The 14113-nt window shown below is 42.4% G+C and carries 13 protein-coding genes; 7 read left to right on the top strand and 6 right to left on the bottom strand.

Annotation, left to right across the window (positions count from 1 at the left end; all coding sequences use genetic code 11):
- Positions 1-26 precede the first annotated feature (26 nt).
- Complete coding sequence (locus M2135_RS00660) at positions 27-254, top strand: hypothetical protein (protein WP_280746632.1); 228 nt, start codon at positions 27-29, stop codon at positions 252-254.
- Between the two features lie 563 nt (positions 255-817).
- On the opposite strand, the gene creD is transcribed toward M2135_RS00660, so the two are convergent.
- The 4 genes from creD to M2135_RS00680 all read right to left on the bottom strand — a co-directional run bounded on the left by creD (position 818) and on the right by M2135_RS00680 (position 3996).
- Positions 818-2146 carry a cell envelope integrity protein CreD gene (gene creD / locus M2135_RS00665; protein WP_280746633.1) on the bottom strand — a complete coding sequence of 443 codons (1329 nt, stop codon included), beginning with the start codon at positions 2144-2146 and terminating at the stop codon, positions 818-820.
- 62 nt (positions 2147-2208) lie between these two features.
- Positions 2209-2499 carry a transcriptional regulator gene (locus tag M2135_RS00670; protein ID WP_280746634.1) on the bottom strand — a complete coding sequence of 97 codons (291 nt, stop codon included), beginning with the start codon at positions 2497-2499 and terminating at the stop codon, positions 2209-2211.
- Positions 2496-3104 carry a hypothetical protein gene (locus M2135_RS00675; RefSeq protein ID WP_280746635.1) on the bottom strand — a complete coding sequence of 203 codons (609 nt, stop codon included), beginning with the start codon at positions 3102-3104 and terminating at the stop codon, positions 2496-2498. The genes M2135_RS00670 and M2135_RS00675 overlap by 4 nt, the downstream gene beginning before the upstream one ends.
- Before the next feature lie 163 nt (positions 3105-3267).
- A complete protein-coding gene (locus M2135_RS00680; RefSeq protein WP_280746636.1) occupies positions 3268-3996 on the bottom strand; it encodes a DUF1080 domain-containing protein in 729 nt (242 codons plus the stop codon).
- A 214-nt stretch (positions 3997-4210) separates the two neighbouring features.
- Between M2135_RS00680 and M2135_RS00685 the strand changes: the two genes are divergently transcribed.
- Together M2135_RS00685 and M2135_RS00690 are read left to right on the top strand one after the other, a co-directional pair.
- Positions 4211-4846 carry a porin family protein gene (locus M2135_RS00685; protein ID WP_280746637.1) on the top strand — a complete coding sequence of 212 codons (636 nt, stop codon included), beginning with the start codon at positions 4211-4213 and terminating at the stop codon, positions 4844-4846.
- A gap of 35 nt (positions 4847-4881) precedes the next feature.
- The gene (locus M2135_RS00690; RefSeq protein WP_280746638.1) at positions 4882-7542 is read left to right on the top strand and encodes a transglutaminase-like domain-containing protein; all 2661 of its coding nucleotides are present in this window, start codon (positions 4882-4884) and stop codon (positions 7540-7542) included.
- 73 nt (positions 7543-7615) lie between these two features.
- Here M2135_RS00690 and pnp read toward each other — a convergent pair whose 3' ends face one another.
- A complete protein-coding gene (pnp, locus tag M2135_RS00695; protein WP_280746639.1) occupies positions 7616-9847 on the bottom strand; it encodes a polyribonucleotide nucleotidyltransferase in 2232 nt (743 codons plus the stop codon).
- Positions 9848-10054: 207 nt separating this feature from the next.
- Between pnp and M2135_RS00700 the strand changes: the two genes are divergently transcribed.
- The 4 genes from M2135_RS00700 to M2135_RS00715 are packed head-to-tail and all read left to right on the top strand — an operon-like array spanning position 10055 to position 13044.
- Positions 10055-10759 (top strand): hypothetical protein, encoded by a 705-nt coding sequence (locus tag M2135_RS00700; protein WP_280746640.1) that lies wholly within the window; start codon positions 10055-10057, stop codon positions 10757-10759.
- Between the two features lie 6 nt (positions 10760-10765).
- Positions 10766-11473 (top strand): 16S rRNA (cytidine(1402)-2'-O)-methyltransferase, encoded by a 708-nt coding sequence (rsmI, locus tag M2135_RS00705; RefSeq protein ID WP_280746641.1) that lies wholly within the window; start codon positions 10766-10768, stop codon positions 11471-11473.
- A gap of 12 nt (positions 11474-11485) precedes the next feature.
- Positions 11486-12358 (top strand): hypothetical protein, encoded by an 873-nt coding sequence (locus M2135_RS00710; protein ID WP_280746642.1) that lies wholly within the window; start codon positions 11486-11488, stop codon positions 12356-12358.
- A complete protein-coding gene (locus M2135_RS00715; RefSeq protein WP_280746643.1) occupies positions 12355-13044 on the top strand; it encodes a YjjG family noncanonical pyrimidine nucleotidase in 690 nt (229 codons plus the stop codon). The genes M2135_RS00710 and M2135_RS00715 overlap by 4 nt, the downstream gene beginning before the upstream one ends.
- Positions 13045-13059: 15 nt before the next feature.
- On the opposite strand, the gene M2135_RS00720 is transcribed toward M2135_RS00715, so the two are convergent.
- A complete protein-coding gene (locus M2135_RS00720; RefSeq protein WP_280746644.1) occupies positions 13060-14070 on the bottom strand; it encodes an aspartate-semialdehyde dehydrogenase in 1011 nt (336 codons plus the stop codon).
- Positions 14071-14113 lie beyond the last annotated feature (43 nt).

Here is a 14113-nt window from a genome sequence, read left to right on the forward strand (position 1 = left end):
TCTTTTCAATTTAAAATCAAACAAATATGAAAAATCTATTCTCGAAACAAACATTGCTGTTGGCTTATGGTTTTGAGGGCAGTGGGAGCGAACTGGACAGTGTGAGTTTACAACAGATTTCGGAGCAAAATTATCTTATGACCGTTAATCTGCAAATGTTTATAACAGCGGAATTTTCAGAGTGGGAAGCTGCAATCGTGGTCGATAAGTTGGATACAGCGTGCAAGGTAGAGTTGAATATAACACGAAAATAAGATTATGAGAACGAAGAGATGGGTAATATTAACTCGATATTAACGATTTCTCTTCAGATAGTGTAATGTTTGAAGATTTTCCGAAGGCCAAATCCCACAGGGATTTAATGTGCATAACCCCGGGTGAAGAGGAGCGTAGCAGATCGACCCGGGGTATATAATGAGTGTAACAAACGAACGCCGAAGGTGTTCAATCATCTGCGGTTCAACACCTATCGGCGTTGATTGGAGAGTAGTATCTATTCCCCGGGTCAATCCGCTGCGCTCCTCTTCACCCGGGGTTATGCACATTTAACGCCTGTGGCGTTCGCCTTCACTATCTTCCTATTTTCTTCAACTTGAAACTTATATAGCTTACATTAATATATATATGAGTTCTGAAAGGATGACATATATTGTATTGATTATCAAAAACAAACACATCATTCTTTCAGAACTCCATCTTTTTGTTGTCTTTTGCCTGTGGGCGACTGAAAGGAACCCCCAGGCTAAGTTAAATCGTCCTTTTAGAACTTTCGTGACAGACCCTCAATTTATGATTGTCAAAAGTGGCGGTCTTATTCCTATTCGACCGGTAACTCCTCCTGTTTATACCAACTGATCTTCCTTGAGCAATACATGATAACAGCAAGGATAATAAACAGACCGACACTTCCGATGAGTAGTGCAATATCTTCTAATTGCAACACGACATAGAGGAAGAGATACAACAGACACAGGGTGAAAGTGAGCAACCCGATCTGTTTCCAATTATTGAAAATACTTTTGGTATAGAGTGTGATCAAACCAATTGTCGCCATACTCGCGATCAGATAGGCCAATCCGAAATGCAGTTGTTCGGAAATGGAGAGTAGGAGGGTGTAAAAGAGGATCAATGCCAATCCGACCAACAGGTATTGTATGGGGTGTATTCGGCGGCGGGTCAGAATTTCGACGAAGAAGAAAATGACAAAAGTCAATCCGATGAACATAATGGCGTATTTGGCCGATCGCATATTTTGCTGGTAATGATCAACGGTATCGACAAGGCTTACTCCAAAATAGGCATCATTAAAGGAGTCGACCTGACTATCGATCCACATTTCGGGAATGCTGCGGTTGAACTGCAGTATACTCCAATCGGCAGTGAATCCTTGTTCGTCGAGTGTATGTTCGGGGCTGAAACTACCGATATAACCAGGTGCATTCCAACTTCCTGCGACATGGACTTTCGTCGTTTTTCCTGCCGGGATAAAGCCGATACTGCTACTCCCGTTGAGGTTGATGGTACATGAAAAATCCCTGCTTCCATCGATCGGAAGACTCTTTTGGTCGGTGATGGAGACGATCAACTCTTTACCGATAAAGCCATCGTTACTGCTGCCTGCCTCTGCCGGAAAGGATTGATTGCCCAGGTTGAACCGGATATTGTTTGTCACTCCCCGCAGGTCGGAAACGCCTAACCGGATATACGCTTTGTCCCAATGGATTGTGTTGTGTGTTACTTTCTGGAAATTGGGTTGTTCGAATTGTCCTGAGATTTTAACTTCACTTTTATATAGAATCGTTTTATAGATCCCGTAATGTTTCTCTTCGGGGGAAAGTGTTGTTTGTATATCAAGATGTTCGGGCGTTATGTGCAATGTATGTTGTTCATAAACGATCTTTTCATTCTCATTCGTGCGGGATACGGTATAAGGAACAGAGAGAATGGGCAGACAGAGTGTTTGTGCCTGGCTCCATTTGTTGTTGATCTTTTCGATCGTTTCGTAACTTCTGTTTTGCCGTTCCATGATCAGTTCTTGAACCATGACACTGGGAATCAGGAGTAGTAGTGTCAGGAATGCCACTATAAGCGCCTTTACGGTAATTGATTGAGAGAGTTTCTCACTTCGTTTTGCGAATGTTTCCATGTTGTTCTTGTTTGATGGTTGTTAAAAGTGCTTTGCGTTTCAAAGTAAAAATGTAAAAAAAATTATCTGAGAAGCGTTTCCAAAGCGTCTAAATGTATTTTGAATTGTTTATTTCCCTCTTCGGTGATTTGATACTGTGTATTGGGTTTTCGCCCGATAAACTGTTTGATGGCGATAATATAGCCCAGGTTTTCCAGTGCACGTAAATGGCTGGCCAGGTTGCCGTCGGTCACCTCCATTAATTCTTTCATGGCGTTGAAATCGACCTTTTCGTTGACAGAAAGAATGGACATAATCCCCAACCGGACACGGCTTTCGAATGCCTTATTTAAGTTTGAGATAATGTTTTTCATTCTTTTTTCAAATCATATTTCCGATACATCATGAAGCCGTAGAGTATATGGCAAAGGCCAAATCCGATTGTCCAGAAAAGTAGACCATACCGTTCGGTCAAAGCGGCAGCGATTCCAAGTATAATCTCGGTTAATCCGAGGTATTGTATTTCGGTGAATGTAAATTTTGAGGCATTCAATAATGCGATACCATAGAAAATCAATGTGCCTGCAATGACCATCCGTATATCACCACGAAACAGAAGGATGATACAGAAAATACCACCGGCTATCAGCGGAATACTCAGGTTGAATAATGTACGTTTGGCCGCACCACTCAACAGGGTCTGATTGCTTTTTCTGGCTTTACGCCAGGAGAAATAAATACCGAAACTGATCGAGATGAACAAGACGATTAATGCATCGGCCAACAGGATCAATAACTCCTGCATCTGATTATAATCGGTAAGTGAAGGATCACGAAGCAGGTAGAAATAAGCAAATGCGGCGCCCGCGATTGCAGTCAGACCAGCTAATATACCTGATAAACCACTGAGTGAAAGAAATTTGGACGACCGCTCCATCATCTCCCGTATGGCTTTAATGTCTTCGGCTTGTTTGTTCATATGTGTTCTTTTGAAAGTGCTTTGTGGTGCAAAGTTAAATATCTTTTCTTTATCTCCAAATTTTTAGGGTGATAATTATAACGTAGAACTATTTTGATCAATAAAAAAAGCTGCCCGGTTTTACTTTCCGGACAGCTTATTTTATGTTAGTTGATCGACTCTGTTAGAGTTCGCGGATCTTTATATTACGGAACCAGCAGTCGTAACCGTGATCCTGTAGTCCGATGTACCCTTCTTTGGCCGGACCTTCTTTAAAGCCTTCCCAGTCTTTGAACTTACTATTGGCAACCATTTCATACCATGTTGGGGTCCAAAGTTCATACTCTACAACTTTTACGCCGTTCTGAGTATGGGTTACTTTACCATCTTTTACTTTGACAACGATTGTGTTCCATTGTCCGGCAGGACGGGCATTTTGAGGTAATGCAGGAAGAATGTCATACAATGAGCCGGCCAGATGGTTGGTGAGTTTATTGTCGGAAGCGTTCCAGTTGTCTAAAACCTGAATTTCAGGAGCCGCAAAATAAATCGGTTTACCAGGGTATTCGGCTACGTAATAAAAGATACCGGAGTTTCCTTGTTTTTCTATTTTCCAGTCGATGGAAAATTCGAAATTGGCATATTTCTTTGAACCGAACAGGATATCTCCTCCTTGTCCGTGTCCTGGCCGTTCATTGTTACGACCTACTTTCATCGCGTTATCATCGATTGTCCAGTTTGCTGGCATCTCACTGGCATTGCATTTGCGCCATCCGTTGAAATTTTTCCCGTCGAATAATAAAACCCATCCCTCTTTCTTCTCTTGATCTGTCAGTGTATTACTGTTCTGAGCCATGACGGCCGTGTAGCTGAGGGCGACCAAAAACAAGGATAAAAACAATTGCTTTTTCATCTGATTAAATTTAAAAGATTAATTAAGGTCATGAAAGTACGATATTTTTTAATAGCAAAAAAGAGCTGGATGAGATTCTTATACTCCGTTTTTTGCATTTTGGTATTTTAAAGTGGATATTCATTTGCTATTGGATAGAAAAAGAATAGGAAACACGTATAATCGGAAGATTTTGTGTATGTTTGTTTCCTGTTAAAAAGAAAAAGGAATATCCATGAGGAGAATCGGTCTATTCTCTTTTTTTATACTGATAATGATACTGCCTATGGCGGCACAGGTGGCTGTCGGGGTACGTGCCGGAGGTGCCTATTCTTCATTGGTGCAAAAGGTAGAGAATGTACATAGATCAGGATCTCGGTGTGGGTACAGCGTTGCCGGGGTGGTCGACATTCCTTTCTACAAACGTTTTTCGCTTCGTCCTGAACTGGGTTTTGTCAATCAGGGAGGTTCTTTTTACTCCGGACAAGATTTTGAGGGGATGGCCTTGTTTAATAAATATTGGTACTATTCGCTTCAGATTCCGGTGAATGTAGCCTATACCTTTCCGGTAGGCGATGTTCATTTTTTTGTTTTTGGAGGCCCTGTAGTCGATATTTCCTTGTTTGGAAAAATGCGGACAAAAGATACAGAGTTGGATCTTCATTTCGGACATTCGGAAGAAAAAGACCTGAAACCGTTTGATTTGGGTGTCAGTTTAGGGTTTGGAGGCGAATATAAAAATTTCTTTTTTACCATTAATTCGATTGTCGGCACATTGGATAGAAGAGCGGTCGACCGTGAAGGAGAATCTTCCGTTTTCCAGAATAATGTAACAATCTCCATCGGTTATTTTTTCAAGCATTACAGATAAGTTTCCCATTTCTTTTCTTAATACATCTAATACCTATGAGGCTAAAACAACTCCTGACCTTTTTTATTATACTTGTTGCTTTTTCAGCATGTACGCGTGATAACCACTTTATTTCGGACGCTACTTTTCGTGCTGAGGTAGAAAACGATTTTCTGGAAAAACAGACCTTACTTCCTCACGGAAATCTGTTTGATATTTTTAATACGGAGATGAGTGTCGAAGAGAAAGAGGCACTGATTTTTCTTTATGCGTATATGCCGATCGGAGATATGACGGACTACAGCGGAGAATTCTATCTGAAAAATATACGTTCCTCTTTTGCCGCTAAAAAAGAGATGGCTTGGGGCGCGGCTATTCCGGAAGAGATTTTTAGGCATTTTGTCTTGCCGGTACGTGTCAATAATGAAAATCTGGATGAGAGCCGGATGATTTTCTTCGATGAATTGAAAGAACGTGTGAAAGGAATGTCATTGTATGATGCCATCTTGGAGGTCAATCATTGGTGTCATGAAAAAGTGATCTATACGCCTTCGGATGCCCGAACCAGTTCTCCACTGGCTTCTGTGCGAACAGCCTATGGGCGATGTGGTGAAGAGTCGACTTTTACCGTAGCCGCATTACGTGCTGTGGGTATTCCGGCTAGGCAGGTATATACTCCCCGGTGGGCACATACGGATGATAATCACGCCTGGGTAGAAGCGTGGGTCGACAATAAATGGGTTTTCTTTGGAGCCTGCGAACCTGAACCGGTACTGAATCTCGGCTGGTTCAATGGTCCTGCTTACAGAGGTATGCTGATGCATACAAAAGTTTTTGGGAAATATAACGGTCCGGAGGAGGTGATGGAAGTGACCGATGCGTATACCGAAATTAATGTGATTGATAATTATGCGCCTACAGCTAAGACGGTTATCACTGTTGTAGACGATGCGAACAAACCGGTAGAGGGCGCTCATGTGGAGTTCAAATTGTATAATTATGCGGAGTTCTACACTGTAGCTCATAAAACGACAGATCCAAAAGGGCAGAGTTTTCTCTCCGCAGGAAAAGGGGATATGTTGGTTTGGGCGACAAAGGGTGGCCTGTTCGGATATGCAAAGGTCTCATTTGGGAAAGAGGATCAGGTAACCATTAAACTGGATAAAAAACCGGGAGAGCGCGCTACTGTCTCGTTAGATATTGTTCCTCCTGTTGCCGGAGAGATAGCTGTGGAGGTCACGGATGCACAAAAAGAAGAAAACAGCCGCCGGATGGCTGAGGAAGATATTATCCGTAACCTATATGTTTCGACATTTTATACGGAAGAGAAGGCGCGTGAGTTAGCCGCAGAATTAGGACTTGATCCGGAGAAAACCGTTCTTTATATGATCGGCAGTCGCGGGAATTGGTCAGAAATTGAGCAGTTTCTTCGCCAGACACCTGTAGAAAAGCGCCAGGCTGCCATGGATTTACTGGGGGTGATCTCTGCAAAAGATTTGCGTGATACTCCTGCCGTTGTATTGGAAGATCATTTGAATAATACACCTCAATCTTCTGGAGAAGAGTTCAATCCATATGTGTTGAATCCAAGGGTGAAAAATGAGTTATTGACTCCCTATAAACATTTTTTTGCTACCAATTTCGACCGTTCCGTCGCAATAGAGGCAAAAGAGAATCCACAGATTTTAGTTGATTGGATCCGAAAAAATATCACTGTTAAAAATGAACTAAACCCTCAACGCATACCTATTATGCCGATGGGCGTATGGAAAGCGCGTGTAGCAGATACCGATTCGCGGAATATCTTTTTTGTCGCTGTCGCTCGCAGTTTAGGCATTCCGGCACGTATCGAAAGTGTGGCACAAAAGGTTCAATATATGTTGAATGACAGATGGGTGGATGTTGATTTTGATTCGGGTCTCCAACCAGAAATTAAAATGGGACAGGTGGTTGCTTCATACCAACCGATCAAAGCGATAGATGATCCGAAATACCACAGTCATTTTACGGTATCCAGAATAACAGAGAACGGTAAACTTCAAACGTTGAATCTACGGGGAAATAGTCAGACTGATATGGGTGCAGGAAACGCCTGGAGTGGCATACTTAAGCGTCCGTTATCGATGGATGTTGGCCACTATTTATTGATCACAGGGACGCGTATGGCCAACGGCAGTGTCTTGGCAGAGTTATCGTTCTTTAATATAGAACCTGAAAAAACAACTTCTATTGCATTGGTTATGCGTGAGCGTGAGGATGAAATCGCGGTTATCGGGAATTTCAATTCGGAAAACAGATATAAACAAGCTACCACGGGAACTGAAGTGAGTATACTGACCACCACCGGTCGTGGATATTTTATTGTAGGCCTCTTAGGAGCACGTCAGGAACCGACAAATCATGCGATGCGTGATATTGCAGCTGTTCAGGCAGCACTGGAGCAATGGGGACGGGGGATGGTTTTGCTTTTCCCGAATGAACAGGAGTATCAGAACTTCGATCCGAAAGAATTCGGGGCATTACCGAATACGATTACGTATGGGATAGATATTGACCATAAAATACACGATGAAATCGCTGCTGCGATGAAATTATCGAATCCGGATATATTGCCGGTCTTTATTATCGCAGATACGTTCAACAGGGTTGTGTTTGTGTCGCAAGGGTATACAATCGGATTGGGAGAACAGCTGATGAAGGTTATTCATAAGTTGTAAAACAAGAAATATATGATATGAAAAAGGCGACCTTTTATAGGGTCGCCTTTTTGTATCTATACTGTGTCTTGAATTAATCCCGATGAGATTCCCGACGATCATTGTTACGAGGTCCGCGATCGCCTCCTCCTCCGTTGCGTGGTCCACGATCACGGTCACGGTCTTGTCTTGGCGGACGTTCCTGGTAACCTTCCGGTTTCGGCAATAATACTTTACGAGAAAGTTTGAATTTACCTGTTTTAGGATCGATATCCACCAGTTTTACCTGTACCATATCACCTTCTTTTAATCCGGCTTGTTCTACTGTTTCCAATCGTACCCAGTCGATTTCGGAAATATGCAATAATCCATCTTTTCCAGGCATGAATTCAACAAATGCACCATAAGGCATAATGGAAGAGATCTTTCCTTCGTACACCTCGCCGATATCAGGTACAGCAACGATTGATTTGATCGCCTTAAGGGCAGCATCAATGGTCTCTTTATTCGTACCGGAAACTTCAATCACGCCAACACCTTCCACCTCTTCAATAGAAATAACTGCACCTGTCTTTTCCTGGATTCCCTGGATAATTTTCCCTCCCGGGCCAATTACAGCACCAATGAATTCTTTGGCAATTGTCATCTTTTCAATACGTGGAGCATGTGGCTTAAAGTCTTCGCGAGGCTCAGGCATGGCTTCGGTAATTTTACCTAAGATATGCATACGCCCTTCTTTGGCTTGTGCTAATGCGTTTTCAAGAATTTCATAAGATAAACCGTCGACCTTTATATCCATCTGTGTTGCAGTGATACCGTCTTTGGTTCCGGTGACTTTGAAGTCCATATCTCCCAAGTGATCCTCGTCGCCAAGGATATCTGAAAGAATCGCATAGTTTTTCCCTTTATTCTCGGAAATAAGTCCCATAGCAATACCTGAAACCGGCTTTTTGATATCCACACCGGCATCCATCAAAGCCAATGTACCGGCACAGACAGTAGCCATAGAAGAAGATCCGTTGGATTCGAGAATATCAGAAACAACACGGATCACATAAGGATACTCTTCCGGAATCATTCCTTTCAATGCGCGGTGAGCCAGGTTGCCATGACCGACTTCACGACGTCCAACACCACGTTGCGGACGAGCCTCACCGGTTGAGAACGGCGGGAAGTTATAATGTAAAAGGAAACGTTCTTTGCTATGATTTAAGACATCGTCGACAATCTTTTCATCGGCTTTGGTTCCCAATGTGACAGTTGTTAGCGATTGTGTTTCTCCACGGGTGAAAACGGCTGAGCCATGAGGTCCCGGCAGGTAATCCGTTTCGATCCAGATCGGACGAATCTCTGTTGTCTTACGGCCATCCAGACGTTTACCTTCGTCCAGAATAGCACGGCGCATCGCTTCTTTTTCCACATCGTGGTAGTAACGGCCGATCATTTCAGCTTTTTCTGCTAGTTCTTCTTCGGTGAACTGTTCTTTATATTCGGCTTTAATGTTACCGAATGCTTCGGCACGTGCATGTTTATCCTGACCGGATACAGCTACGGCATATACTTTATCGTAACATTTTTCGTGCACATCTTTGCGTAACTCTTCATCGTTGATTTCGTGATCATATTCACGTTTAACGGTTGTGCCTACTGCTTCAGACAATTCCAGCTGAGCACGACATTGTTCTTTGATGGCTTCGTGAGCAACTTTAATCGCTTCCAGCATATCAGACTCCTGAACTTCTTTCATTTCGCCTTCTACCATCATGATGTTGTCTAATGTGGCAGCAACCATGATATCCATATCAGCACGTTCAAGAACGGAGAAAGTCGGATTGACCACGAACGCTCCGTCGACACGTGCAACACGTACTTCAGAAATCGGTCCGTTGAACGGTATATCTGAAACGGCTAAGGCCGCAGAGGCCGCCAGTCCGGCTAAGGCATCCGGCATATCTTCACCGTCGGATGAGAATAATATGATATTGACAAAAACTTCTGCGTGATAATTATCAGGGAAAAGAGGGCGTAGTGCACGGTCTACCAAACGAGAGGTTAAGATTTCGTAATCGGAAGCTTTTCCTTCCCTTTTCATAAATCCTCCGGGGAATCGTCCGAAGGCGGCGAACTTTTCTTTGTACTCTACTTGTAAAGGCATAAAATCCACACCGGGATTTGCGTCTTTTGCGGCTGTAACAGTAGCCAGAAGTACGGTATTGTTCATTCGAACAGTTACCGAACCGTCTGCCTGTTTGGCCAATTTCCCGGTTTCGATGGTGATGGATCTTCCATCACTCAACTCGATCGTCTTGTTAATTGGATTAAGCATAATCTGTTTTCTATATTTTTTCTATCTATCAAAAATTGTGCAAATGTAATGAAAGTTTACCTGTAATTACATGAAAATGAAAATAAAATGACCTCTACAATAATATTATTTAAACCTTAATCCGGTTCTCATTCACAAGAAATACCTATTTTTGTTGCATTTAACCGATATGAATAATGGGATTTATATCTTTTTAATTTAAAAGAGATGACAAATAAAGAAAAAATAGATTATCTGTTGTTAGATATACGTGAGTTGGAAAAATTGATTTCAGGCATGCGGGAATCGGAAGTTTATCCGGTCTCATTCTTCAGTCAGACCTTTGACCTGGCGCAAAAACTGCTGAACGGACTTCATGAACTGGAAGCAGATCAGGTCGAACAGTTACGTCGACAAATGGAAGAACATCAACGGATGATTCGTTCTATACCTCAAGAGAGGCAGGAGAAACGAATAGAGGAGAAAGAACAAATAACAACCATTGCCTCTGAATCTAAAATAGAAACAGACAATCAACAAATCGTCGAAATATCCCTTGTAAGTAACCAACAGGCGGAAGAAGAGATCAAAGAAGAATCCCCGGTTACAAATTTACCTATTGAAACTGAAGCATCAATAGAGATGTTACTTGCAGATGCAGTTCATGAGAAAACGTCGGTTTCTCTAAACGAAATTCTGGAAAAGAAAAATCTTTCGGATTTCCGGAAAGCATTCAGTTTGAATGATCGTTTTCGTTTCCGCCGTGAATTATTCGGAGGTGATGAGGAGAAGATGAATAGAGCAATCGCCGAATTGAATGAACTTCAGACCTATGAAGACTCTGTGACCTATCTCAATCAAGAATTGCAGTGGAATGTGGAAGACGAAGCAGTGAGTGATTTTATCCGTTTACTGGAAAAACGCTTTTTATAAACAATCATGGCAAAACTAACGGTAGTACCTACTCCTATCGGAAATCTGGAAGATATAACCTTTCGTGCAATCCGTGTATTAAAAGAAGCTGATCTTATTTTGGCGGAAGATACACGTACAACCGGTTTTTTGTTGAAACATTATGAGATCCAGAATAAAATGATTTCTCATCATAAATTCAACGAACATCAGACCGTAGAACAGGTTGTTTCGCGGATTAAAGCTGGCGAACAGGTTGCTTTGGTCTCTGATGCGGGGACTCCGGCAATATCAGATCCCGGCTTTTTATTGGTCAGAGAATGTGTTCGACAAGGAGTTGATGTTGACTGTTTACCAGGAGCAACGGCCTTTGTGCCCGCTCTGGTAGTTTCGGGGTTACCGAATGAAAAGTTTTGTTTTGAAGGATTCTTGCCTCCCAAAAAAGGGCGGCAGACGCGACTGAAAGAACTGGCAACGGAAAGTCGAACGATCATCTTTTATGAATCGCCTTTTCGTTTGATAAAAACACTTACTCAGTTAAGTGAATATGTAGGAACCGACCGTGAAGTCTCTGTCTCCCGTGAAATATCCAAATTGCATGAAGAGACTGTTCGTGGGACACTGGAAGAAGTCATTGCCCATTTTCAGATGAACGAGCCGAGAGGAGAGTTTGTTATTATTTTGGGAGGATTAAAAGAAAAGAAAGAAAAAACAGGTTATCAGAGGTTTAATTAAACAAAAAAGAATATGAAGAAAGTGTTATTATTTGGCGTATGTGCCATTTTATTCGTTTCATGTGGAGAACATTCTGCGGAGTATAAGAAGTTAAAAGCAGAAACCGATTCTCTTAAACTTGAACATGCCAAGAATATAGAGGAACTGGATGATATGCTTACAATGATGAATGAGATCGATGCCGATTTTCAGGCTATCCGTGATGCAGAGAATTACCTGACCATCCAACAAGCTGGTGGTGGCGAATTCAACCAGAGCAAACGTGAGCAGATCAGACAGAATATGCAGTTGATTACTGAAACATTGGAAAAGAACAAAGAACAGATCAGTCAACTAGAAGAGAAATTAAAAAATAGTGGCGTACAGTCGGCCGCATTCAAAAAGACTATTGACCGCTTATCGGCCGAATTGGATCAGAAAGCGGTTGTGATCGCAAGCCTTCAGGAAGATCTGGCCAAGAAGAATATCCGTATTCAGGAATTGGATCAACAGGTGGCAACACTGGCTGAAGATGTAGAAGCATTGGCCGCTACCGCCGCAGTTCAGTCGCAAAAATTAAACCAGCAGGATCGTGAGTTGAATACCGCTTTTTACTGCTTCGGCACATCGAAAGAGTTGAAAAATCAGAATATCCTGTCGGGAGGAGGTCTGTTCAGTCGTACCCGAGTGCTTCAAGAAGGATTCAATAAAGATTACTTTATCTCGATCGATATCCGTGAAGTCAGAGAAATTCCGTTATTTGCCGGAAAAGCAAAAATAAAATCCAACCATCCGGAAGGATCATACGATTTTGGGAAAGATCAGGACGGAAACCTGACCTTGCGTATAAAAGATGAAAAGTCATTCTGGAGCTTGGGAAGATATCTGGTAATTGAAGTAGGATGATAAAAAATCTGTTTATTGATCTGGACGATACCCTTTGGGATACGTACCATAACAATAAAGAATGCCTCGAAGAACTCTATACTGACTACGATTTTGGTCGGTACTATGACTCTTTCGAGGCATTTTATGCGATCTATATGCCCCATAACCTGGGGCTGTGGGAGCAGTATCGCAATCATGAGATAGACCGATATACTTTGATTGTCGAACGTTTCCGTTATGTGCTCGAACCTTTGGGCATGGGCAATGCAGCGGATGCATTGGCATTGAACAATGACTTCTTGCAGCGGACGACGACAAAAACCCGTTTAATCCCTGGAGCAATTGAATTGCTGGAGTATTTGCGTCCATCATACCGGATGTTTATTTTATCCAATGGCTTTCGGGAGGTACAGTTCAAGAAACTAAAGAATTCAGGGTTGGACTCTTACTTTGAACGTGTCATCCTTTCCGAAGATGCAAACATTCAAAAGCCACATAAAGCCATCTTTGATTTTGCCCTTAAAAACACCAACTCCCGCCGGAGGGAAAGTTTAATGATCGGCGACAGCTGGGATGCAGATATCGTAGGAGCCTACAATTCCCGGATCGATCAACTTTGGCTGAACCCGGAAAAAATTCCGGCTAAAGCATTTACCCCAACATATACGGTAAACACTTTAGCCGAAATACGAACTATATTATAGTACTCTGACTACTTATTATTTGACATTTCCTACCTTAACAAGATACTCCGCAATTTGAACCGCGTTTAATGCAGCTCCTTTTTTGATCTGGTCGCTGACAGTCCAGAACGACAATCCGTTCGGATTGGTCAAGTCTTTACGGATACGTCCTACATAGACCGGATCTTTATCTGCTACGAATAACGGCATCGGATAATCTTTTTGTGCCGGTTCATCCTGCAGAATGATTCCTTCTGCTTCGGCGAAAGCTTTACGTGCTTCTTCGATACTGATCGGACGTTCGGTTTCTACCCATGTCACTTCACTATGTGCACGTAAAACAGGAACGCGTACACAGGTTGCACTCACCTCTATATCAGAATGCATAATCTTACGCGTTTCGTTATACATTTTCATTTCTTCTTTGGTATAACCATTCTCTGTAAAGGCATCGACCTGCGGAATCAGGTTGTAAGCCAACTGGTAGGCGAATTTTTCAACCGTAGGTTCTTCTCCTTTAAGAATTTGTTCATATTGTTTAACCAACTCAGCCATCGCTGTCGCTCCTGCACCACTGGCTGCCTGATAGGTTGAGACGTGAACACGTTTGATATGCGACAGTCCCTCTATCGCTTTGAGAGCAACTACCATCTGAATGGTCGTACAGTTCGGATTTGCAATAATACCACGCGGACGATTCAACGCATCTTCGGCATTAACTTCGGGAACGACCAAAGGCACGTCGTTGTCCATACGGAATGCACTGGAGTTGTCGATCATAACAGTACCATATTTGGTAATTGTTTCGGCAAATTCTATGGAAGTGCCGCCACCAGCCGAAGTAAAAGCAATGTCGATTCCCTTAAAGTCGTCGTTATGCTTCAGTTCCTTAACGGTATACTGTTTACCACGGAAAGTATAAACACGTCCGGCACTACGAGATGAACCAAAAAGTACCAGTTCATCCATTGGGAAGTTTCTTTCGTCGAGCACACGCAGGAATTCCTGACCTACGGCTCCACTTACACCAACAATTGCTACTTTCATTTTGCGCAAAATTAATTTGATAAATAAAAAATAATGATAACTT

The organism is Parabacteroides sp. PF5-9, from assembly GCF_029893105.1.
GTDB lineage: Bacteria > Bacteroidota > Bacteroidia > Bacteroidales > Tannerellaceae > JARXWG01.

What these genes read in the sequence shown, in the direction of transcription:
- M2135_RS00680 (WP_280746636.1), bottom strand. Translation starts at nt 3,996, where the DNA reads ATGAAAAAGCAATTGTTTTTATCCTTGTTTTTGGTCGCCCTCAGCTAC.
- M2135_RS00690 (WP_280746638.1), top strand. Translation starts at nt 4,882, where the DNA reads ATGAGGCTAAAACAACTCCTGACCTTTTTTATTATACTTGTTGCTTTT.
- M2135_RS00700 (WP_280746640.1), top strand. Translation starts at nt 10,055, where the DNA reads ATGACAAATAAAGAAAAAATAGATTATCTGTTGTTAGATATACGTGAG.
- rsmI (WP_280746641.1), top strand. Translation starts at nt 10,766, where the DNA reads ATGGCAAAACTAACGGTAGTACCTACTCCTATCGGAAATCTGGAAGAT.
- M2135_RS00675 (WP_280746635.1), bottom strand. Translation starts at nt 3,104, where the DNA reads ATGAACAAACAAGCCGAAGACATTAAAGCCATACGGGAGATGATGGAG.
- M2135_RS00710 (WP_280746642.1), top strand. Translation starts at nt 11,486, where the DNA reads ATGAAGAAAGTGTTATTATTTGGCGTATGTGCCATTTTATTCGTTTCA.
- M2135_RS00685 (WP_280746637.1), top strand. Translation starts at nt 4,211, where the DNA reads ATGAGGAGAATCGGTCTATTCTCTTTTTTTATACTGATAATGATACTG.
- M2135_RS00720 (WP_280746644.1), bottom strand. Translation starts at nt 14,070, where the DNA reads ATGAAAGTAGCAATTGTTGGTGTAAGTGGAGCCGTAGGTCAGGAATTC.
- M2135_RS00670 (WP_280746634.1), bottom strand. Translation starts at nt 2,499, where the DNA reads ATGAAAAACATTATCTCAAACTTAAATAAGGCATTCGAAAGCCGTGTC.
- pnp (WP_280746639.1), bottom strand. Translation starts at nt 9,847, where the DNA reads ATGCTTAATCCAATTAACAAGACGATCGAGTTGAGTGATGGAAGATCC.
- creD (WP_280746633.1), bottom strand. Translation starts at nt 2,146, where the DNA reads ATGGAAACATTCGCAAAACGAAGTGAGAAACTCTCTCAATCAATTACC.
- M2135_RS00715 (WP_280746643.1), top strand. Translation starts at nt 12,355, where the DNA reads ATGATAAAAAATCTGTTTATTGATCTGGACGATACCCTTTGGGATACG.
- M2135_RS00660 (WP_280746632.1), top strand. Translation starts at nt 27, where the DNA reads ATGAAAAATCTATTCTCGAAACAAACATTGCTGTTGGCTTATGGTTTT.